This is a genomic window from Enterobacter sp. PL1, assembly GCF_945957325.1.
Taxonomy (GTDB): Bacteria; Pseudomonadota; Gammaproteobacteria; order Enterobacterales; family Enterobacteriaceae; genus Enterobacter; species Enterobacter roggenkampii.
Window position 1 is genome coordinate 46,910 of the sequence record NZ_CAMFKT010000008.1, and the last position, 21,065, is coordinate 67,974.

Consider the following 21,065-nt stretch of genomic DNA (forward strand, 5'->3'; position numbering starts at 1 on the left):
TGATAATATGCCCGAATATTCTTCAGACACTGAATCCAGACATTAAAAATTATGCTGCAAAACATTCGAATCGTGCTGGTCGAAACATCGCACACCGGCAACATGGGCTCCGTTGCCCGCGCTATGAAAACCATGGGCTTAACGAACCTGTGGCTGGTTAACCCGCTGGTGAAGCCAGACTCGCAGGCCATCGCCCTGGCGGCCGGAGCCAGCGACGTGATCGGCAACGCCCAGATCGTCGATACCCTTGACGAAGCGCTGGCTGGCTGCAGCCTCGTTGTCGGTACCAGCGCGCGTTCGCGCACGCTGCCGTGGCCAATGCTCGATCCGCGTGAATGCGGCCTGAAAAGTGTCTCTGAGGCTGAACAAGCACCGGTTGCGCTGGTGTTCGGCCGCGAGCGCGTTGGCCTGACCAACGACGAGTTGCAGAAGTGTCATTATCACGTGGCGATTGCGGCAAACCCGGAGTACAGCTCGCTGAACCTGGCGATGGCGGTGCAGGTTATCGCCTATGAAGTGCGTATGGCGTGGCTGGCAACGCAGGAAAAAGAGGTTGAGCCTAAAGAAGAGACGGCTTACCCGCTGGTGGACGACCTTGAGCGTTTCTACGGTCACCTGGAGCAGACGCTGCTCTCGACCGGCTTTATCCGCGAAGGCCACCCGGGTCAGGTGATGAACAAGCTGCGCCGTCTGTTCACCCGCGCGCGTCCGGAAAGCCAGGAGCTGAACATCCTGCGCGGGATCCTGGCGTCGATTGAGCAGAAAAATAAAGAGTAGTGTCGTCTGTTCGCCGGGTGGCGCTTCGCTTATCCGGCCTACAAAACCGCAGGTCGGGTACGCGAAGCGCCACCCGACAAAAAACGGCACAGAAGGTTAAATACCTGACTAAAACAGTCAAGTAAATAGTTGACCATTTTAGTCAGGAATGTCAGACTTGGCCCTGCTATGCAATACCCCATTTTACAATAAAAAACCCCGGGCAGGGGCGAGTTTGAGGTTAAGTAAGACATGAGACTGACATCTAAAGGGCGTTATGCCGTGACCGCGATGCTGGACGTTGCGCTCAACTCCGAAGCGGGCCCGGTTCCGTTGGCTGATATTTCTGAACGACAAGGGATCTCCCTCTCTTATCTGGAACAGCTGTTCTCCAGACTGCGTAAAAATGGACTGGTTTCCAGCGTTCGTGGCCCAGGCGGCGGTTATCTGCTGGGTAAAGACGCGGGCAGTATTGCAGTTGGCGAAGTGATCAGCGCCGTTGACGAATCCGTTGACGCGACCCGTTGCCAGGGTAAAGGCGGCTGCCAGGGCGGCGATAAATGCCTGACCCACGCGCTGTGGCGCGATCTGAGCGACCGTCTGACCGGCTTCCTGAACAACATCACCCTCGGTGAGCTGGTGAATAACCAGGAAGTTCTGGATGTTTCGGGGCGTCAGCACAGCCATGATTCCCAACGCAGCACCCGCGCGCAGGACGCTATCGACGTCAAATTACGCGCGTAATAAAACGATAAGTATTTCAGAATCAGGCCGGGGCGTAGACTCGCCCCGTGTACTCGGTCGTACATCCAGCCGGTTGCCTGATTCCTTGCATTGAAGCGATGTACGGAGTTTAAAGAGCAATGAAATTACCGATTTATCTCGATTACTCCGCAACCACGCCGGTGGACCCGCGTGTTGCCGAGAAAATGATGCAGTGTCTGACCCTGGACGGAAACTTTGGTAACCCAGCTTCCCGTTCACACCGTTTTGGCTGGCATGCTGAAGAGGCGGTTGATATCGCCCGTAATCAGATTGCTGACCTGGTGGGTGCCGACCCGCGTGAGATTGTTTTCACCTCCGGTGCGACCGAATCCGACAACCTGGCGATTAAAGGTGCAGCCAACTTTTATCAGAAAAAAGGCAAGCACATCATCACCAGCAAAACCGAACACAAAGCCGTGCTGGACACCTGCCGCCAGCTGGAGCGTGAAGGGTACGAAGTCACCTATCTGGCGCCACAGAGCAACGGCATCATCGATCTGAAAGAGCTCGAAGCGGCCATGCGTGATGACACCATTCTGGTCTCCATCATGCACGTCAACAACGAAATCGGCGTGGTACAAGACATCGCGACCATCGGCGAAATGTGCCGCGCGCGCGGTATCATCTACCACGTGGACGCGACCCAGAGCGTGGGCAAACTGCCTATCGACCTGAGCCAGCTGAAAGTTGACCTGATGTCCTTCTCCGGCCACAAAATCTATGGCCCGAAAGGCATCGGCGCGCTGTACGTTCGTCGTAAACCGCGTATCCGCATCGAAGCACAGATGCACGGCGGTGGTCACGAGCGCGGCATGCGTTCCGGTACGCTGCCTGTTCACCAGATCGTGGGCATGGGCGAAGCCTACCGCATTGCAAAAGAAGAGATGGAAACCGAGATGGCACGCCTGCGCACGCTGCGTAACCGTCTGTGGGACGGCGTGAAAGATATGGAAGAAGTGTATCTGAACGGCGATCTCGAGCAGGGCGCACCGAACATCCTCAACGTCAGCTTCAACTATGTTGAAGGCGAGTCGTTGATAATGGCGCTGAAAGACCTGGCGGTTTCTTCCGGTTCTGCCTGTACGTCTGCAAGCCTTGAGCCATCCTACGTGCTGCGCGCGCTGGGTATGACTGACGAGCTGGCACACAGCTCTATCCGTTTCTCTTTAGGTCGTTTCACTACCGAAGAAGAGATTGACTACACCATCAAGCTGGTTCGCAACTCCATTGGCCGTCTGCGCGACCTTTCTCCACTGTGGGAAATGTTCAAACAGGGCGTGGATCTGAACAGCATTGAATGGTCACATCACTAATCGGTACATAAGGAGAATTCAATCATGGCATACAGCGAAAAAGTCATCGATCATTACGAAAACCCGCGCAACGTTGGCTCTTTTGACAACAGCGACGAATCTGTTGGTAGCGGCATGGTCGGTGCGCCAGCGTGTGGCGACGTGATGAAGTTGCAGATTAAAGTCAACAATGAAGGTATCATTGAAGACGCGCGCTTCAAGACCTACGGCTGCGGTTCTGCTATCGCGTCCAGCTCCCTCGTCACCGAATGGGTGAAGGGCAAGTCTCTGGACGAAGCACAGGCAATCAAGAACACGGATATTGCTGAAGAACTCGAACTGCCACCGGTGAAAATTCACTGCTCAATTCTGGCAGAAGACGCGATCAAAGCCGCCATTGCGGATTACAAAAGCAAACGTGAAGCAAAATAATTGAGGTTTGAGTATGTCGATTACCCTTAGCGACAGCGCTGCCGCGCGAGTAAGCTCTTTTCTGGCGAACCGTGGTAAAGGCTTTGGCCTGCGACTGGGCGTACGTACCTCCGGCTGTTCTGGTATGGCTTACGTACTGGAGTTTGTTGACGAGCCGGCGTCTGACGACATCGTGTTTGAAGACAAGGGCGTGAAGGTGGTGGTCGATGGCAAAAGCCTGCAATTCCTCAACGGCACTCAGCTGGACTTCGTCAAAGAAGGCCTGAACGAAGGGTTCAAATTTACGAACCCGAACGTCAAAGACGAGTGTGGTTGCGGCGAAAGCTTCCACGTTTAACCGCGCGTCATCCGAAACCCCACCGTGGCGTTACCCGCTACGCGTGGGGTTTGTTCTAACAGGCTACCCCTGAGATTGTTATGGATTACTTCACTCTCTTCGGACTACCCGCGCAATACCCGATCGATCTCCAGGCGCTGACGATCCGTTTTCAGGATCTGCAGCGTCAGTACCATCCGGACAAATTCGCGAGCGGTACTCAGGCAGAGCAGCTGGCTGCGGTGTCGCAATCCGCGACGATCAACCAGGCCTGGCAGACGTTGCGCCATCCGCTGGCGCGCGCTGAGTATCTGCTCTCGCTCCACGGTTTTGATCTGGCGAGCGAACAGCACACCGTGCGCGACACGGCGTTTCTGATGGAGCAGCTGGAGCTGCGCGAAGAGCTGGATGAGATTGAACAGGCCAAAGACGAAGCGCGTCTGGAAAGCTTCATCACGCGCGTGAAGGGCATGTTCGATACCCGCCATCAGCAGATGGTGGAGCAACTGAACAACGAGACCTGGGACGTGGCGGCAGATACTGTGCGCAAACTCCGTTTTCTCGATAAACTGCGAAGCAGTGCTGAACAACTCGAAGAAAAGCTGCTCGATTTTTAATTTCGGAAGCAATTATGGCCTTATTACAAATTAGTGAGCCTGGCTTAAGTGCCGCACCGCACCAGCGTCGTCTGGCGGTGGGTATTGATCTGGGTACCACCAATTCCCTCGTGGCGACCGTGCGCAGCGGCCAGGCGGAAACGCTGGCTGACGAGCAGGGCCGCCATCTGCTGCCTTCCGTGGTCCACTACCAGCAGCAGGGTCACGCGGTCGGCTATGACGCCCGCGCTAACGCCGCGCGCGATCCGGCAAACACCATCAGCTCCGTCAAGCGCATGATGGGCCGCTCGCTGGCCGATATTCAGACCCGCTACCCGCATCTGCCGTATCAGCTGCAGGCCAGTGAAAACGGCCTGCCGATGATTGCGACCGCGGCCGGTCTGCTGAACCCGATTCGTGTTTCTGCTGACATCCTCAAAGCGCTGGCGGAGCGTGCTACGGTCACGCTCGGCGGCGATCTGGACGGCGTGGTGATCACCGTTCCTGCCTACTTTGATGATGCACAGCGTCAGGGCACCAAAGACGCCGCGCGTCTGGCGGGCCTGCACGTGCTGCGTCTGCTGAACGAACCGACGGCGGCGGCGATTGCCTACGGCCTCGATTCCGGTCAGGAAGGGGTGATCGCGGTTTACGATCTCGGCGGCGGGACATTTGATATCTCTATCCTGCGCCTGAGCCGCGGGGTATTTGAAGTGCTGGCGACCGGCGGGGATTCCGCGCTGGGCGGCGATGACTTCGACCATCTGCTGGCGGACTACATCCGCGAGCAGGCGGGCATCAGCGATCGCAGCGATGCCCGCATACAGCGTGAACTGCTGGATGCGGCCATCGACGCTAAAATCGCCCTGAGCGATGCGCAGAGCGTCACCGTCAATGTTGCGGGCTGGCAGGGTGACATCACCCGCGACCAGTTTAACGAACTGATTGCCCCGCTGGTGAAACGCACCTTACTGGCCTGCCGTCGCGCATTGAAAGATGCCGGCGTTGAGGCCAACGAAGTGCTGGAAGTGGTCATGGTGGGCGGTTCGACCCGCGTGCCGCTGGTGCGCGAGCGCGTGGGTGAATTCTTTGGCCGCACGCCGCTGACCTCCATCGACCCGGACAAAGTGGTTGCCGTGGGCGCCGCGATCCAGGCCGATATTCTGGTTGGCAACAAGCCGGACAGCGAAATGCTGCTGCTGGACGTCATCCCGCTGTCGCTGGGTTTAGAAACCATGGGCGGCCTGGTGGAGAAAGTGATCCCGCGTAACACCACCATTCCGGTGGCGCGCGCGCAGGAGTTCACCACCTTTAAAGACGGCCAGACCGCGATGTCCATCCACGTGATGCAGGGCGAACGCGAGCTGGTGCAGGACTGCCGTTCTCTGGCGCGCTTTGCGCTGCGCGGAATCCCGGCGCTGCCGGCGGGCGGGGCGCATATTCGCGTCACCTTCCAGGTGGATGCCGACGGCCTGCTGAGCGTCACGGCGATGGAAAAATCGACCGGTGTCGAGTCGTCTATTCAGGTGAAGCCGTCCTACGGCCTGACCGATGGCGAAATCGCCTCCATGATTCAGGACTCAATGAGCTACGCCGAGCAGGATGTGAAGGCGCGTATGCTGGCTGAACAAAAAGTTGAAGCCGCCCGCGTGCTGGAGAGCCTGAACGGCGCGCTCGCTGCCGATGCCGCGCTGTTAAGCGCCGCTGAGCGCCAGGTGATTGACGACGCTGCCGCGCGCTTAAGCGCTGTCGCAGTAGGCGATGACGCTGACGCAATAGAAGAAGCCATTAAAAACGTTGATAAACAAACCCAGGACTTTGCTGCTCGCCGCATGGACAAATCTGTCCGCGTCGCGCTGAAAGGCCAGTCCGTGGACGAGGTTTAATATGCCAAAGATTGTAATTTTGCCTCATGCGGACCTCTGTCCGGATGGCGCTGTTCTGGAAGCGAAGACCGGCGAAACCATTCTCGATGTAGCCCTGCGTGCAGGTATCGAAGTGGAACACGCCTGTGAAAAATCCTGTGCCTGCACCACCTGCCACTGCATCGTGCGTGAAGGTTTTGACTCTCTTGCCGAGAGCACCGAAGACGAAGACGACATGCTGGATAAAGCATGGGGTCTGGAGCCGGACAGCCGCTTAAGCTGCCAGGCCGCGGTGACCGATGAAGATCTGGTCGTGGAGTTCCCACGCTACACCATCAACCACGCACGCGAGCATTAATATGGGACTGAAGTGGACAGACAGCCGTGAAATCGGCGAAGCGCTCTACGACGCGAACCCGGATCTCGATCCGAAGACCGTACGATTCACCGACATGCACCAGTGGATCTGCGATTTAGAGGATTTCGACGACGATCCAAACGCATCCAATGAAAAAATTCTGGAGGCGATTCTGTTAGTCTGGTTAGATGAAGCAGAATAAATAACAAAACGGGCTGCCTTCAGGCGGCCCGTTTGCTAGTTGCTAATAAGGAAAAATAAAATGACCGAAGCGATGAAGATTACGCTCTCGAATCAGCCTGCCGACGCGCGCTGGGGCGAGAAAGCCACCTACAGCATTAATAACGACGGTATTACCCTGCACCTGACGGGCAATGATGATTTGGGCCTGATCCAGCGCGCCGCGCGTAAAATTGACGGTCTGGGCATTAAGCATGTCTCGCTGGAAGGCGAAGGGTGGGACACCGACCGCAGCTGGGCGTTCTGGGCGGGCTATAAAGGGCCGAAAGGCACCCGCAAAATTGAGTGGGCGAACCTCGACGAAGCCGGTCAGAAAGAGCTGGAAAGCCGCCTGAAAATTATCGACTGGGTGCGCGACACCATCAACGCCCCGGCGGAAGAGTTAGGCCCTGAGCAGCTGGCGCAGCGCGCCGTTGATCTCCTGTGCGGCGTGGCGGGCGACAAGATGTCCTACCGCATCACCAAGGGAGAAGACCTGCGCGAGCAGAACTACATGGGTATCCACACCGTGGGCCGCGGCTCCGAGCGTCCTCCGGTGCTGCTGGCGCTGGACTACAACCCAACCGGCGATAAAGACGCCCCTGTCTTTGCCTGCCTGGTAGGTAAAGGCATCACCTTCGACACCGGCGGCTACAGCCTGAAGCAGAGCGCGTTCATGGACTCCATGAAGTCCGACATGGGCGGCGCGGCCACCATCACCGGTGCGCTGGCGTTTGCCATCACCCGCGGTCTGAAAAAGCGCGTGAAGCTGTACCTGTGCTGCGCGGACAACATGGTCAGCGGTAACGCCTTCAAGCTGGGCGACATCATTCGCTACCGTAACGGCAAAAACGTTGAGGTGATGAACACTGACGCCGAAGGCCGTCTGGTGCTGGCCGATGGCCTGATCGACGCATCAGCCCAGAAGCCTGAGCTGATCATCGACATGGCGACTCTGACCGGTGCGGCGAAAACCGCGCTGGGTAACGACTACCACGCGCTGTTCAGCTTTGACGACAAGCTGGCCGCACGCCTGCTGGCCAGCGCTGCCGCAGAGAACGAGCCGTTCTGGCGCCTGCCGCTGGCCGAGTTCCACCGCAGCCAGCTGCCGTCTAACTTTGCCGAGCTGAACAACACTGCCAGCGCGGCGTACCCGGCGGGTGCAAGCACGGCGGCAGGCTTCCTGTCTCACTTCGTTGAGAACTACCACGAGGGCTGGCTGCACATCGACTGCTCCGCGACGTACCGTAAAGCGGCGGTTGAGCAGTGGTCCGCAGGCGCGACTGGTCTGGGCGTGCGTACCGTGGCGAACCTGCTGACGGCTGAGTAATCTTTTTTGCCGGGTGGCGCTACGCTTACCCGGCCTACAAAACCCGTAGGCCCGTGCAAGCGTAGCGCCGCCGGGCAAGTGTGAAGTAGCCAAACTATGTCAGAAACCAAAAACGAATTAGAAACCCTGCTGGAGCAGGCGGCGACCGAGCCCGCCCACCGTCCGGCCTTTTTCCGCACGCTGCTGGAATCCACCGTCTGGGTGCCGGGCACTGCGGCTGAAGGTGAACAGGTCGTAGAAGACAGCGCGCTGGATCTGCTGCACTGGGAGAAAGACGACGGCACGTCGGTGATCCCGTTCTTCACCTCGCTGGAAGCGTTGCAGAAAGCGGTAGAAGATGAACAGGCGTTCGTGGTGATGCCGGTGCGTACCCTGTTTGAAATGACGCTCGGCCAGACGCTGTTCCTGAACGCGAAGCTGCCGACCGGGAAAGAGTTTACGCCACGTGAAATCAGCCACCTGATTGGCGAAGAGGGCAACCCGCTCAGCACGCAGGAAGTGCTGGAAGGGGGCGAAACGCTGCTGCTCTCTGAAGTGGCCGAGCCGCCCGCGCAGATGATTGATTCCCTGACGACGCTGTTCAAAACGCTCAAGCCCGTCAGGCGCGCGTTTCTCTGCACCATTAAAGAGCGCGCGGACGAAAAGCCGGTGCTGTTGATCGGTATTGAAGCCGATGGCGATTTCGACGAGATCGTTCAGGCAGCGGGAAGCGTGGCGACCGACACGCTACCGGGCGATGAACCAATTGATATCTGCCAGGTGAAAAACGGTGAGAAGGGCATCAGCCACTTTATTACCGAGCACATTACGCCGTTCTACGAGCGTCGCTGGGGCGGCTTCCTGCGCGATCTCAAGACCAACCGCATTATCTGATGACAGCGGGGTGAATATCACCCCGTTGCTTCCAGCAGCAGTAAATCCATCAGCAGCACCAGATTCGACTCAAACGACGTCACCCCTGCGGCTTCGGCGGCAAAGTGCACCGCTTCGTCATAGAGCGCAAAGTGCACGTCGGCCATCTCCGCCAGCGTGTTGGCCGAGGCGCGGGTAAACGCGACGATCGTCATGCCGACGTTTTTGGCTATCCGCGCTTTATCCAGCACCTGCTCCGTTTCGCCGCTGCGCGAGACGGCAATAAACACCTGATAGCGGGCGGCATTGCTGAGAAAAATGTTCCGGCTGTCGCCCGGTCCGGAGATAAACGCCGTTTTGCCCATTACCTGTAGCTTCTTGGTCAGGTACTCCGCAAACAGATAAGAAAACCCGGCCCCGTAGAGAAAGAAGCTCTCTTTCTGGCGCAGCAGGTCGGAAAACTGCTGGCGTTTGTCCTGGGTAACCCACTGAAAGGTGTGCTGATAGTTGGCGATAAACTGGTTAAACAACACCGGGAGTTCAGGGCGCGACTGCGCCTGAGCGGCAATATGCGGCGTGTCGGAGAGCAGCTGCTTGCAGTGCCAGATAAACTCGCTGAAGCCGCTGAACCCCAGCTTCTGGCACAGCCGCATGATGGTGGCGGTAGAAACGAATGTCGCCTTTGCCAGCTCGCGAACCGTGATGTTGCCCACCAGCAGCGGATGCTCCGTGAGGTGGGCGAGGACGCGATACTCCGCGCGGGTCAATGACGCCCCGCGCGTTAACAGCGTGGCCAGGCGGTTATCCATTATTTCGCGGGTTCAACCGGCAGGTCGTCACGCGCGCCCCATTCACTCCAGGCACCGTCGTAGAGCGTGACGTCGCTTACGCCGAGCGTGGCGAGCGCCAGAATGACCACGCAGGCCGTTACGCCGGAACCGCAGCTGGCGATAATCGGACGATGCAAATCCACGCCCTGACGTTCAAAAATGGCGCGCAGCTCGTCGGTGGTTTTCAGCTCGCCCTCAAACACCAGGTCGCCCCACGGCACGTTCAGCGCACCGGGAATATGTCCGCGCCTAAGTCCCGGACGCGGTTCATCCGCCTCGGCATTGAAGCGTGGCGCAGGGCGGGCATCAACGATTTGGGCCGTTTTTTCGTGGCTTACAACCAGCACGTCGGTCAGGCGTTTTACCACGTGGGCGTCAAAGGTCGCATCGAATTCGCCTTCCGGCAGCGTGACGTCACCCTGCTGAAGCGGCAGCTCGTCACGTTTCCAGCCCGCGAGGCCGCCCGCCAGAATCGAGACTTTTTCCACGCCGAAGTTTTTCAGCATCCACCACGCGCGCGGCGCGGAAAAGAGGTTACCTTCATCATAGACAACGAGGTGTTTGTCTTTGCTGACGCCCAGCTCGCGCATCGCCACGGAAAACGCTTCCGGGCGCGGCAGCATGTGCGGCAGGGGAGAGGTATGATCGGAGAGGGCTTCGATATCAAAAAATACCGCACCCGGCAGATGCCCGGCACGGTATTCACCGGGCACGTCACGATGCTCTTGTCCCGGAGGGGCCATACGCGCGTCAATAATCTGAACTTCCGGATCGTCGCCGTGCTCAATCAGCCAGTCGGCGGCGACAAAATATGAGGTGGACATGGGTTGCCTCCATTCTTTTCCGTAAAAAAGGATTGTCGGTGTTTTTTCTGACACCGACAAGCAAACCACGTTCAACTCGCGAGCAAGCCCCTATTTTTTCACCGGTTCGCCGTCCTGCCAGGCTTTTTGCAGCGCTGGCCAGTAGTCGCGGTTGGCCTCAATCATCTCATCCAGAATCGCTTTTGCATGTTCCATGGTCGGCACGGTGCGGTTCAGGGTAAATGCCTGCAACGCTTTTTCATAGCTGCCTTCGATAGTCGCCTCCACCAGCAGCTGTTCAGACGCGAGCTGCTGTTGCAAAAGGGTCTGATGGAACAGCGGCACCTGGCCGACGCGAATCGGTTCCGGGCCTTCGGCGGTGATATAAGCGGGAACTTCCACCACCGCATCGTACGGCAGGTTGGTAATCGCCCCGCGGTTTTCCACCATCACCAGATGGCGGCTTCGCAGGTTGAACGCCAGCGAACAGGCGACGTCAACGATAAATTCACCGTGGACGCCCACGTGGAAGGCATCCGGTAAAATTCCGGTGCGTTGATATTCTTCGGCGGCGGCGAACAGCTTTTTCTCGCGCCCGTTCATCACTTCGTTGGCGCGGGTATAGTCCGGGTTCTGATGCGCCACAATCTGGTTCGGCATCAGGTAATACTGCAGATACGGGTTCGGCAGATACTCGGGGAAGTTGTCCATGATCGGCTTGATATTGCGCCAGGTTTTCACCCACGACGGATCCGAGTGCTGCGGGTCGGTTTTAGCCGCATCTTCCGTCAGCAGGCCAAACTTCGCGATATGCTTACGCAGCGCCGGGAGCTTGTCTTCGCCGTCCACCAGCACGCGGGTAAACCAGCCGAAGTGGTTCAGGCCGAAGTAGTCCACTTCCAGTTTATGACGATCCACGCCCAGAATGGCGCCCATATTGCGCATCGCGGCAACCGGCATATCGCAGATGTTCAGCACCCTTGCGTTCGGGCGCAGGCGGCGCACGCCTTCCGCGACGATCGCCGCCGGGTTGGAGTAGTTCACGATCCAGGCTTTCTCATGCGCGTAGCGATCGACCAGATCGATAAGCTCCACCATCGGCAGGATCGTGCGCAGGCCGTAGGCCAGCCCGCCGGGGCCGCAGGTTTCCTGGCCCACCACGCCGTGACGCAGCGGGATCTTCTCATCCTGTTCACGCATTTTGTACTGGCCGACGCGCATCTGGGCGAAGACAAAATGCGCGCCGCTAAAGGCCACTTCCGGGTCGCTGGTGACGGTAAATGTGATGCGCTGACTGTGGTCGCGAATGACCTTCTCGACGACCGGCGCAATGGTGTTCTGGCGCGCCTCGTCGATATCGTACAGGCGAATTTCGGCCAGCGGGAAATCCTGCAGGCGCACCATCAGGCTTTTCACAATGCCCGGCGTGTAGGTGCTGCCGCCGCCGGCAATCGACAGAATGAATGGGGGTGTTAACATCTTTAGCTCCTTTCAGAGAAACGTCTCAACGGCTTCTCGCATTTTTTTGACATGCAGCCCGTAAACCACCTGAACGTTGTTACCTTGTTTGATAATCCCTTTCGCGCCAGTCGCCTTCAGGCGCGGCTCGTCGATGATGGCGACGTCCTTTACCGTGACGCGCAAGCGGGTGTAGCAGTTGTCCACCACTTCAATGTTTTCCCGACCGCCCAGCCCCACAACGATAGACTCGCCCAGACCGTCGTTATTGCCCTTCGCCTGGTACTCCTGCTTGCTGTAGAGGCGCGTCTCCTGGTCCTCATCTTCGCGGCCCGGCGTTTTCATGTTGAAGCGCAGGATCAGGAAGCGGAAAACCACAAAGTAGAGGGAGAACATGATCAGCCCGACCAGGATGTACATCGGCCAGTTGGACTTGGCCGTGCCGAGCGGCAGGTTGTAAAGGATGAAGTCGATAATCCCGTTGGCGCCGATGGCGTGAACGCCCAGCAGCGAGAACAGCATCATGCCGATGCCGGTCAGCACCGCATGCACCACGAACAGCAGCGGGGCGACAAACAGGAAGGAGAACTCAATAGGCTCGGTCACGCCGACCAGCAGCGAAGTCAGTGCCGCCGGGATCAGAATCGCTTTCGCCGCCGCTTTACGCTCTGGCCTGGCGGTCATATACATCGCCAGCGCCGCGGCAGGCAGGCCAAACATTTTGCTGATGCCGCGGGCGTCCCACACCACGGTGCTGCTGAGCTGCTTCACGTCCGGGCAGGCCATCTCGGCAAAGTAGATATTGCGCGCGCCCTGATAGGTTGCGCCGCATACCTCCTGCGTGCCGCCCAGCTCGGTATAGAGGAACGGCGTATAAACCAGATGGTGCAGGCCGGTGGGGACCAGAATGCGTTCCAGGAAACCGTAGATGGCCACGCCAAACGGCCCGGAGCCTTTGATGGCCAGCGCCAGGGCGCTAATGCCATGCTGGGCAAAGGGCCAAAGCTCACTCATCACCACGCCGAGCAGCATGGAGACGGGGAGCATGACGATGGCGACAAAACAGTGGCCGGAGTAAATCGCCATCGCGCCGTTAAACTGTACGCCGGAATATTTGTTGTACAGATAGCCGGAAAGCGCTCCGGTCAGTATCCCGGCAAAGACCCCCATCTCCAGCACCTGCACGCCCAGTACCATCGTCTGTCCGGCCGCTTTCATCTGCGCCGCTGGCGCCAGTGCGCCCTGCAGCTGCAGCGTGACGTTCATGGCGTTGATGAACACGACAAAGGTGACCAGGCCAATCAGCGCGGCATATCCTTTATCGCGCGTTGCCAGGCCAATCGGAATACCGACGGCAAACACCAGCGCCAGGTTAACCAGCACCGACACGGCAGATTTTGCGATCAACTGACCAAGATGCTGAATCAGCGGATGACCGAGAAACGGCAGGTACTCGGCGAGATTACCGTTACCCAGCACGTTACCAAAGGCGATAAACAGACCGACGATCGGTAAGATAAGCACCGGTCCGTACAATGATTTTCCGAAATTTTGTAGGGCGTTCACGGCTCGTTTCATGGCTTTCTCTCTTTTTGAACCGCGCACTCGGGGTGCGTCATGGTCATAAAACTAGCAGCCTTCAGGGACGCTTATCCAGCTATCCTCTTGTTTTAAAAACAAATGACGTGAAAGGTAACATGTGACGTTATGCGCTGTGATCGCGGTTCCATCACGGCGTAGCGGCGTGATGCCATTCTGCGAGGCGTTTTCCAGATTCTAAAATTGGACTTTTTGAATTAATGAAACTTGCGGATAATACTTATCCGGACGACGACCAACAGGCCCCCTCTGGGCCAGGGACAAAGGATGAAACCGTTTCGCTTAGCCGCGCTCTCTCTTGCGCTGCTTACCACGTTTACGCTTGTCGGCTGTGATAACAGCGACGATAAATCTCAGGCTGCGGCTCCCGCGGCATCCACCGCATCCACACCGAAAGCCGCGGAAAAACCCACCGCTGAAACGCTGGCTAAGCTTGCCACCCAGAGTCAGGGAAAAGCGCTGACCCTGCTGGATGCTTCTGAAGTTCAGCTCGACGGTGCCGCCACGCTGGTGCTGACATTCTCGGTTCCGCTGAATCCCGAGCAGGATTTCGCGAAAACCGTGCATGTCGTGGACAAAAAAAGCGGCAAAGTTGACGGAGCGTGGGAACTTGCGCCTAACCTGAAAGAGCTTCGCCTGCGTCATCTGGAGCCCAACCGCAACCTGGTCGTCACCGTTGAACGGGGCCTGCAGGCGCTGAACAAGGCGACGTTCGGCATTGATTATGAAAAAGCCCTCACCACCCGGGACGTCGAGCCTACCGTCGGGTTTGCCAGCCGCGGCTCGCTGCTGCCGGGCAAGGTGGTGGAAGGGTTGCCGGTGATGGCGCTTAACGTCAACAATGTTGACGTGAACTTCTACCGCGTGAAGCCGGAATCGCTGGCCTCTTTTGTCAGCCAGTGGGAATACCGCAACTCCCTCACCAACTGGGAGTCCGACAACCTGCTAAAGATGGCGGAGCTGGTTTACACCGGTCGCTTCGATCTTAATCCGGCGCGCAACACGCGCGAAAAATTGCTGTTGCCCCTGAAGGATATTAAACCGCTCCAGCAGTCTGGGGTTTACATCGCGGTCATGAACCAGGCCGGGCACTATAACTACAGCAACGCCGCAACGCTCTTTACCTTAAGCGATATTGGCCTGTCCGCTCACCGTTATCATAACCGCCTGGACATCTTCACCCAGAGTCTGGAGAACGGTGCGGCGCAGTCTGGCGTCACCGTCACCCTGCTGAATGACAAAGGGCAGACCCTTGCCGAAGCGAACAGCGACGGCGATGGCCACGCAAAGCTTGAGACCGACAAAGAGGCTGCCCTGATTCTGGCGAGTAAAGACGGCCAGACCACGCTGCTTGACCTCAAGCTACCGGCTCTTGATCTGGCGGAGTTTGATATTGCCGGGAGCCCGGGCTACAGCAAGCAATTCTTCATGTTTGGCCCACGCGATCTCTATCGCCCGGGCGAAACGGTGATCCTCAACGGCCTGCTGCGCGACAGTGACGGTAAGCCGCTTCCCGATCAGCCCGTGAAGCTTGACGTGCTGCGCCCTGACGGTCAGGTGGCTCGCTCGATCGTTGTTCAGCCTGAAAACGGTCTCTACCGATTCAACTACCCGCTGGACAGCGGGGCGCAGACCGGCATGTGGCATATTCGCGCCAACACGGGCGATAACCTGCAGCGCCTGTGGGACTTCCACGTCGAAGACTTCATGCCAGAGCGCATGGCGCTCAACCTGAGCGGACAAAAAACGCCGGTTTCACCGCAGGATAACGTCGACTTTAACGTGGTCGGCTATTACCTGTATGGCGCACCGGCCAACGGTAACTCTCTGCAGGGCCAGCTCTTCCTGCGTCCGCTGCGTGACGCGGTGGCCGCGCTGCCGGGCTTCCAGTTTGGTGATATCGCCGAAGAGAACCTGAGCCGCAGCCTGGATGAAGTTCAGCTTACGCTGGACGAGCAGGGGCGTGGGCAGGTTTCTACCGAAAGCCAGTGGAAAGACGTGCACTCTCCGCTGCAGCTGATCCTGCAGGCCAGCCTGCTGGAGTCGGGCGGTCGTCCGGTAACGCGTCGCGCTGAGCAGGCTATCTGGCCGGCGGCTGAGCTGCCGGGTATTCGCCCTCAGTTCGCCAGTAAAGCCGTTTACGACTACCGCACCGATACGACCGTCAACCAGCCGATTGTTGATGAGAACGGCAACGCCAGTTTCGACATCGTGTATGCCGATGCCAGCGGCGCGAAAAAGGCCGTTTCCGGGTTACAGGTTCGTCTGATTCGCGAGCGTCGGGACTACTTCTGGAACTGGTCTGAGAGCGAAGGCTGGCAGTCTCAGTTCGATCAGAAAGACCTCGTCGAAGGTGAGCAGGAGCTGACGCTTAAGGCCGATGAAACGGGTAAAGTCACCTTCCCGGTAGAGTGGGGCTCTTATCGTCTGGAAGTCAAAGCGCCTGATGAAATGGTCAGCAGCGTGCGCTTCTGGGCAGGCTACAGCTGGCAGGATAACAGCGATGGCACTGGGGCCGCGCGCCCTGACCGCGTGACGCTGAAACTGGATAAGCCAGCCTATCAGCCAGGCGACACCATCAATCTGCACATCGCCGCGCCGGCCGCAGGCAAGGGCTATGCGATGATCGAGTCCAGCGAAGGGCCGCTGTGGTGGAAAGAGATCGACGTACCGGAAAACGGACTGGATCTCGCTATCCCGGTCGACAAGGCCTGGAAGCGTCACGACCTCTACCTGAGTACGCTGGTGGTACGTCCGGGCGATAAATCCAAATCCGCCACGCCGAAACGTGCGGTCGGTCTGCTGCATCTGCCGATGGGCGATGAAAATCGCCGTCTGAATATTGCGCTCGATAACCCGCAGAAAATGCGTCCAAACCAGACGCTCTCGGTGAAGGTGAAAGCCAGCGTGAAAGAGGGGGCCGTGCCGCAGAAGGTGAACGTGCTGGTCTCGGCGGTGGACAGCGGCGTGCTGAACATTACCGATTACGTCACGCCGGATCCGTGGCAGGCTTTCTTTGGCCAGAAACGCTACGGCGCGGATATCTACGATATATACGGCCAGGTCATTGAAGGGCAGGGCCGTCTGGCCGCGCTGCGCTTCGGTGGCGATGGGGATGAACTGAAGCGCGGCGGCAAACCGCCGGTGAACCACGTCACCATCATTGCCCAGCAGGCACAGCCGGTTACGCTGGATGCCAACGGGGAAGGCACGATTACGCTGCCGATTGGTGATTTCAACGGCGAACTGCGTCTGATGGCGCAGGCCTGGACAGAAGACGATTTCGGCAGCAGCGAAAGCAAGGTTGTGGTGGCCGCGCCGGTTATTACCGAGCTCAACACGCCGCGCTTCCTGGCAAGTGGAGACACCTCACGCCTGACGCTGGATCTCACCAACCTGACCGACCAGCCGCAAACGATGAACGTTGCCCTGACCGCGACAGGCAAACTGTCGCTGGAAGGTGGACAGCCGCAGCCGGTGCAGCTGCCTCCGGGGGCGCGGACCACCCTGTTTATTCCGGTGCGTGCGCTGGAGGGGTATGGTGACGGAGAGGTAACAGCACAGGTTACCGGCCTGCAGCTTCCGGGCGAGACCTTTGCACCACAGCAGAAGAGCTGGAAAATCGGCGTGCGTCCGGCATTCCCGGCACAGACGGTGAATACCGGTGCCATGCTCAACCCTGGCGAGTCCTGGACCGCACCGGCGCAGCACAGTAACGGTTTCTCTCCTGCCACCCTGCAGGGGCAGCTGCTGCTGAGCGGCAAACCACCGCTCAACCTGGCGCGCTATATTCGCGAACTGCAGGCCTATCCGTATGGCTGTCTGGAGCAGACCACCAGCGGCCTGTTCCCGTCGCTCTACACCAACGCGGCGCAGCTGACGGCGCTTGGCATCAAAGGTGATACGGACGATAAACGCCGTGCCGCCATTGATATCGGTATTTCCCGTCTGCTGCAGATGCAGCGTGAAGACGGTGGTTTTGCGCTGTGGGATAAAAACGGTCCGGAAGAGTACTGGCTGACGGCTTATGTGACCGACTTCCTGGTGCGGGCGGGCGAGCAGGGCTATAGCGTGCCTGCCGATGCGGTAAATAACGCCAATAGCCGTCTGCTGCGCTACCTGCAGGACCCGGGCATGATGTCCATCCGCTACAGCGATGATACTCAGGCCAGTAAATTTGCCGTTCAGGCCTATGCCGCGCTGGTGCTGGCTCGTCAGCAAAAAGCGCCGCTGGGCGCGCTGCGTGAAATCTGGGATCGTCACGCTCAGGCGGCGTCCGGCCTGCCGCTGATGCAGCTGGGCATGGCGCTCAGGCTGATGGGCGATGCCCCGCGCAGCCAGCAGGCGCTGGATCTGGCGCTCAAAACGCCGCGCAACGACAGCAAAACCTGGATGGCCGATTACGGTAGCCAGCTTCGCGATAACGCGCTGATGCTCTCCCTGCTGGAGGAGTACAAACTGCTGCCGGATGCGCAAAATACGCTGCTGAATGCTCTTTCTGAACAGGCCTTCAGCCAGCGCTGGTTGTCCACTCAGGAGAGCAACGCGCTGTTCCTGGCCGGACGTTCGCTGCAAACTCTGTCCGGCGCATGGCAGGCGAAAACCTCCCTGTCAGATTCCGCATCAGGCGGCGATAAAGCGCAGGTACAAAACGTGAGCGGCGACCAGCTTGGCGCGCTGCAGGTCACCAATACCGGAACGACACCGCTCTGGGTACGTTTGGACAGCACCGGTTATCCGGAATATGCCCCTCAGCCGAGCTCGAACGTGTTGCAGGTCGAACGTCATATCCTGGCAACCGACGGCAGTACGAAATCACTCTCTTCGCTGAAGAGCGGCGAGCTGGTGCTGGTGTGGCTGGAAGTTAAAGCCAGCCAGAACGTGCCGGACGCGCTGGTGGTAGATCTCCTGCCTGCGGGGCTGGAGCTGGAAAACCAGAACCTGGCAAGCAGCAGCGCCAGCCTGCAGGACAGCGGCAGTGAGGTGCAGAACCTGCTCAGCCAGATGCAGCAGGCGGACATTCAGCATATGGAATTCCGCGACGACCGCTTTGTGGCGGCCGTGCCGGTAAATGAAGGTCAGCCGGTCACGCTGGTTTATCTGGCGCGCGCCGTGACGCCGGGAACCTACCAGGTGCCGGTTCCGATGGTCGAGTCTATGTATGTGCCGCAGTGGCGGGCAACGGGTGCGGCCAGCGGCCCGCTGATTGTTGTTCCGTAATATGCGAATGGCACGTCTGACACGCTCCCGCTGGCTATGGCTGGCGGGAGCGCTTCTCGTTTTAGGGGGGCTGATTGTCGCCGCCGACCGCCTGTGGCCGTTGCCGCTGAAAGAGGTTAACCCTGCCCGGGTGGTGGTGGATGAGAAGGGCACGCCGCTCTGGCGTTTTGCCGATAGCGACGGGATCTGGCGCTATCCGGTGACGATCGAAGAGGTCTCTCCCCGTTATCTTGAGGCGCTGATCCAGTACGAAGATCGCTGGTTCTGGGATCACCCCGGCGTAAACCCGCTCTCTGTCCTGCGCGCCGCCTGGCAGGATCTCAGTTCCGGGAAAGTCATCTCTGGCGGAAGCACGCTCACCATGCAGGTCGCGCGACTGCTGGACCCGCATCCGCGCACCTTTGGCGGCAAAATTCGCCAGCTCTGGCGTGCCATGCAGCTGGAGTGGCATCTTTCCAAACGCGAAATCCTGACGCTCTATCTCAATCGCGCCCCTTTTGGCGGTACGCTGCAGGGCGTGGGAGCGGCAAGCTGGACGTATCTGGGCAAGCCGCCGTCGCAGCTCAGCTATTCCGACGCGGCGCTGCTGGCGGTGCTGCCGCAGGCGCCGAGTCGATTACGTCCGGACCGCTGGCCTGAACGGGCCGAAGCGGCGCGCAATAAAGTGCTCGACCGCATGGCGACGCAGGGCGTCTGGTCCGCAAAGCAGGTCAAAGAGTCCCGTGAAGAATCAGTATGGCTGGCGCCCCGGCAGATGCCGCAGCTGGCGCCGCTCTTTGCTCGGATGATGCTCGGCAAAAGTCGCGACACGAAAATTGTCACCACGCTGGATGCCGGACTGCAGCGGCAGCTGGAAGAGCTGGCGATGAACTGGAAATCGCGTCTGCCGGCCCGCAGCTCGCTGGCGATGATCGTGGTCGATCATACCGATATGAAAGTACGCGGTTGGGTTGGGTCGGTGGATATCAACGATGACACGCGTTTTAGCCATGTGGATATGGTCAATGCGATCCGATCGCCGGGATCGGTGCTAAAACCCTTTATCTACGGCATGGCGCTGGACGATGGCCTGATCCATCCCGCCTCGCTGCTTCAGGACGTTCCCAGAAAAACCGGTGATTATCGGCCCGGGAATTTTGACAGCGGGTTCCATGGGCCGGTCAGCATGAGTGAAGCGCTGGTCCGCTCCCTCAACCTGCCGGCCGTTCAGGTGCTGGAAGCCTACGGACCAAAACGATTTGCCGGGATGCTGAGCAACGCAGGCTTGCCGCTGATCTTGCCTGCGGGGGCGCAGCCGAATCTGTCTCTGATCCTCGGCGGGGCGGGCGCGCGGCTGGCAGATATCACTGCGGCCTATAGCGCCTTTGCCCGACACGGTAAGGCGGGAAGGCTGCGGTTACAGCCGGGCGATCCGCTGACTGAACGCCCGCTGTTATCGCCAGGCTCGGCGTGGATTATTCGCCGTATTCTGGCCAATGAAGCGCAGCCGCTGCCGGATAATGCGCTACCGCAGGTTGCGCCGCTGGCGTGGAAAACCGGCACCAGCTACGGGTACCGTGATGCCTGGGCCATCGGTCTGAATGCCCGTTATGTGATAGGCATCTGGACCGGACGACCGGACGGCACGCCCGTGGCGGGACAGTTTGGGTTTGCCAGCGCGGTTCCGCTGTTAAACCAGGTCAATAATCTGCTTCAGTCACGTTCAACGGTAGACGAAGCCCGCCTGCCGCGCGATCCGCGTCCGGAGAGCGTCGGGCGGGGCGTGATCTGCTGGCCGGGCGGCCAGTCGCTACCGGAAGGCAGTGAAAACTGTCGACGTCGCCTGTCGACCTGGCTGCTGGAAGGGAGTGAGCCGCCCACGCTGCTTCTCCCTGAACAGGAGGGCATACGCGGCATTCGTTTCCCGGTCTGGCTGGATAAAACCGGCAAACGCGTGGCCGCAGATTGCCCGGATGCTACTGAAAAAGTCCTGGATGTCTGGCCGCTGCCGCTGGAGCCGTGGCTGCCCGCTGCGGAAAAAAGAGCGGCGCGTCTCCCGGCAGCATCAACAGTTTGTCCGCCTCTGGATAACAGCAATATCGCGCCGCTTATGCTGTCAGGGGTCAGAGAGGGAGCCGTCATCAAGCGTCTTCCGGGTGAGACAACTATAACGCTTTCTCTCTCAACCAGCGGTGGAGAAGGGCAGCGATGGTGGTTTTTAAATGGCGAGCCTTTAGAGGGGCATGAATATAAATATTCACTGAAATTATATTTGCCGGGTGAATATCAATTAATGGTAATGGATGAAACCGGCCAAATAGCGACGGTGAATTTCGAAATGGCTTATTAAAATAATCCAGAAGGGTTAGCTTGATAATTATCAATGTTCGGTTCT

At 58.8% G+C, this 21,065-nt stretch carries 17 protein-coding genes; 13 read left to right on the forward strand and 4 right to left on the reverse strand.

Annotation, left to right across the window (positions count from 1 at the left end):
- The first annotated feature begins 51 nt into the window (after window positions 1–51).
- The 11 genes from trmJ to sseB all read left to right on the forward strand — a co-directional run bounded on the left by trmJ (window position 52) and on the right by sseB (window position 8,802).
- Window positions 52–777, forward strand: a complete 726-nt coding sequence (gene trmJ, locus N6P30_RS09315) for a tRNA (cytosine(32)/uridine(32)-2'-O)-methyltransferase TrmJ (protein WP_008502159.1) — start codon at window positions 52–54, stop codon at window positions 775–777.
- 231 nt (window positions 778–1,008) lie between these two features.
- Window positions 1,009–1,500 (forward strand): Fe-S cluster assembly transcriptional regulator IscR, encoded by a 492-nt coding sequence (iscR, locus tag N6P30_RS09320; protein WP_008502158.1) that lies wholly within the window; start codon window positions 1,009–1,011, stop codon window positions 1,498–1,500.
- Between the two features lie 119 nt (window positions 1,501–1,619).
- Complete coding sequence (iscS, locus tag N6P30_RS09325) at window positions 1,620–2,834, forward strand: cysteine desulfurase (RefSeq protein ID WP_008502157.1); 1,215 nt, start codon at window positions 1,620–1,622, stop codon at window positions 2,832–2,834.
- A gap of 24 nt (window positions 2,835–2,858) precedes the next feature.
- The gene (gene iscU, locus N6P30_RS09330) at window positions 2,859–3,245 is read left to right on the forward strand and encodes a Fe-S cluster assembly scaffold IscU (protein WP_003860661.1); all 387 of its coding nucleotides are present in this window, start codon (window positions 2,859–2,861) and stop codon (window positions 3,243–3,245) included.
- Window positions 3,246–3,258: 13 nt separating this feature from the next.
- Window positions 3,259–3,582, forward strand: a complete 324-nt coding sequence (iscA, locus tag N6P30_RS09335; protein ID WP_008502156.1) for an iron-sulfur cluster assembly protein IscA — start codon at window positions 3,259–3,261, stop codon at window positions 3,580–3,582.
- A gap of 80 nt (window positions 3,583–3,662) precedes the next feature.
- Window positions 3,663–4,178 (forward strand): co-chaperone HscB, encoded by a 516-nt coding sequence (hscB, locus tag N6P30_RS09340; RefSeq protein WP_008502155.1) that lies wholly within the window; start codon window positions 3,663–3,665, stop codon window positions 4,176–4,178.
- Window positions 4,179–4,192: 14 nt separating this feature from the next.
- Window positions 4,193–6,043: a Fe-S protein assembly chaperone HscA gene (gene hscA / locus N6P30_RS09345; RefSeq protein WP_023294319.1), complete on the forward strand. Its 1,851-nt coding sequence runs from the start codon at window positions 4,193–4,195 to the stop codon at window positions 6,041–6,043.
- Window position 6,044: 1 nt separating this feature from the next.
- Window positions 6,045–6,380, forward strand: coding sequence for an ISC system 2Fe-2S type ferredoxin (gene fdx, locus N6P30_RS09350; RefSeq protein WP_003860652.1), 336 nt, complete (start codon window positions 6,045–6,047; stop codon window positions 6,378–6,380).
- Window position 6,381: 1 nt separating this feature from the next.
- A complete protein-coding gene (gene iscX, locus N6P30_RS09355) occupies window positions 6,382–6,582 on the forward strand; it encodes a Fe-S cluster assembly protein IscX (RefSeq protein ID WP_003860650.1) in 201 nt (66 codons plus the stop codon).
- A 60-nt stretch (window positions 6,583–6,642) separates the two neighbouring features.
- Window positions 6,643–7,929, forward strand: coding sequence for an aminopeptidase PepB (gene pepB, locus N6P30_RS09360; RefSeq protein WP_021241865.1), 1,287 nt, complete (start codon window positions 6,643–6,645; stop codon window positions 7,927–7,929).
- A gap of 96 nt (window positions 7,930–8,025) precedes the next feature.
- Window positions 8,026–8,802 (forward strand): enhanced serine sensitivity protein SseB, encoded by a 777-nt coding sequence (sseB, locus tag N6P30_RS09365; RefSeq protein ID WP_023294318.1) that lies wholly within the window; start codon window positions 8,026–8,028, stop codon window positions 8,800–8,802.
- A 17-nt stretch (window positions 8,803–8,819) separates the two neighbouring features.
- Here the strand turns inward: sseB and N6P30_RS09370 are convergent, their stop codons facing one another.
- The 4 genes from N6P30_RS09370 to N6P30_RS09385 all read right to left on the reverse strand — a co-directional run bounded on the left by N6P30_RS09370 (window position 8,820) and on the right by N6P30_RS09385 (window position 13,450).
- Complete coding sequence (locus N6P30_RS09370; RefSeq protein ID WP_008502150.1) at window positions 8,820–9,590, reverse strand: MurR/RpiR family transcriptional regulator; 771 nt, start codon at window positions 9,588–9,590, stop codon at window positions 8,820–8,822.
- The gene (sseA, locus tag N6P30_RS09375) at window positions 9,590–10,435 is read right to left on the reverse strand and encodes a 3-mercaptopyruvate sulfurtransferase (RefSeq protein WP_023294317.1); all 846 of its coding nucleotides are present in this window, start codon (window positions 10,433–10,435) and stop codon (window positions 9,590–9,592) included. Before sseA ends, N6P30_RS09370 begins: the two co-directional genes overlap by 1 nt.
- Window positions 10,436–10,525: 90 nt before the next feature.
- Complete coding sequence (locus tag N6P30_RS09380) at window positions 10,526–11,893, reverse strand: 6-phospho-alpha-glucosidase (RefSeq protein ID WP_008502148.1); 1,368 nt, start codon at window positions 11,891–11,893, stop codon at window positions 10,526–10,528.
- A gap of 12 nt (window positions 11,894–11,905) precedes the next feature.
- Entirely contained in the window at window positions 11,906–13,450 is a 1,545-nt protein-coding gene (locus N6P30_RS09385) for a PTS transporter subunit EIIC (RefSeq protein ID WP_008502147.1), read from the reverse strand.
- Between the two features lie 288 nt (window positions 13,451–13,738).
- On the opposite strand from N6P30_RS09385, the gene N6P30_RS09390 reads away from it, so the two are divergent.
- Together N6P30_RS09390 and pbpC are read left to right on the forward strand one after the other, a co-directional pair.
- Window positions 13,739–18,691, forward strand: coding sequence for an alpha-2-macroglobulin family protein (locus N6P30_RS09390; protein ID WP_023294316.1), 4,953 nt, complete (start codon window positions 13,739–13,741; stop codon window positions 18,689–18,691).
- A 1-nt stretch (window position 18,692) separates the two neighbouring features.
- The gene (pbpC, locus tag N6P30_RS09395) at window positions 18,693–21,020 is read left to right on the forward strand and encodes a peptidoglycan glycosyltransferase PbpC (RefSeq protein WP_058673581.1); all 2,328 of its coding nucleotides are present in this window, start codon (window positions 18,693–18,695) and stop codon (window positions 21,018–21,020) included.
- The last annotated feature ends 45 nt before the right edge of the window (window positions 21,021–21,065 follow it).